The sequence below is a fragment of the Bradyrhizobium sp. P2_E8 genome (assembly GCF_056403875.1).
The window spans coordinates 1-1,166 of sequence record NZ_JBFUES010001534.1 but is presented as its reverse complement, the minus strand read 5'-3'; the positions used below and the strand labels follow the sequence as shown (position 1 = coordinate 1,166).

Here is a 1,166-nt window from a genome sequence, read left to right as displayed (position 1 = left end):
GTCGCGGCGCCCACGCTCACCGTGACGAGCCGTGAGGGCGGATTCTGCGCGTGCAGCATGGCGAGGTCGCGCAACGCGCGGCGAATCTCCTCGCCGACCCTGGCGCAGCCGTCTGCATCGGTGTTCGGCAGCAGCACGGCGAACTCCTCGCCGCCGTAGCGCGCCGCGAGGTCGGCCGGCCGCCGGGGATGAGCGGACAGGATCCGCCCCAGCGCGCGCAGGCAGCCGTCGCCGGCCAAATGCCCGTAATGGTCGTTGAACGCCTTGAAATGATCGACGTCGATCAGCAGGAGCGAGAGGGGGGTGCCGTCGCGGCGGGCGCGGGCCCATTCGTCCGCGAGGCGCTCATCGAATGCGCGCCGGTTGGCGAGCCCGGTGAGGCCGTCGGTCGCCGCGAGCGAGGCGAGCTTGTCCTGCAAGTCCTTCTGCTCGGTCATGTCGCGCACCACCGCGACGACGCCGTCGATCTCGCCGCTGTCGGACGCCCGGGTCACGTGCAGGGCCGACTCGGCCCAGATCTCGCCCTTGTCGCGATGGCGCTGCCGGTAGACGAACCTTGCCTCCTCCGCCTCGCCGTTCTTCAGCGCGGCAATCGCCTGCTCGACCCGTTCCATGTCGTCCGCGTGAACCCCGGCTACGGCCGACGTCCCCAGCAGTTCGTTGGAAGACCAGCCGATGATGCGCGCGCATGACGGAGAAACGTAGATCAGCCGGTTGTCCAGTCCGATCCGGGTCACCATGTCGCTGGATTGCTCGGCCAGCAGGCGGAAATGGGCTTCTTTGGCGATCAGAGCCTGTGCCATGCGCTGCCGCTGCAAGAGCTGGCGGACCAGGTAAAAGCCGATCGCCGCGATCAGCAGGACGAGGCCGAGGACAATGGTCATGCGTGCGACCGCCGCGCGGCGCCAAGGGGCCAGCACGTCGTCCTGCGACTTGCTCGCCAGCACCATCAGGGGATAGCGGCTGCTGCGCTGGTAGTAGCTGAGCCGCTGCACGTCATCCAGCGGCGACTTGAAATAGTAGACTGCCGCAGCCGGACGGGTTTTCCATTGCTTGAACAACGGCGCGTTGGACAGGTCGCGTCCGACGAAGGCGCCGCTCTCGTCGCGGCTGCGCGCCAGCATGATGCCGTCGTTGTTCAGCAACGACGCCGAGCTGTGCGGACC

At 68.1% G+C, this 1,166-nt stretch carries 1 protein-coding gene; it reads right to left on the bottom strand.

The features are described from left to right. Positions 1–1,166, bottom strand: a 1,166-nt coding sequence (locus tag AC1D00_RS42065) for a sensor domain-containing diguanylate cyclase (protein WP_477014770.1), incomplete at both ends; no start/stop codon positions are given.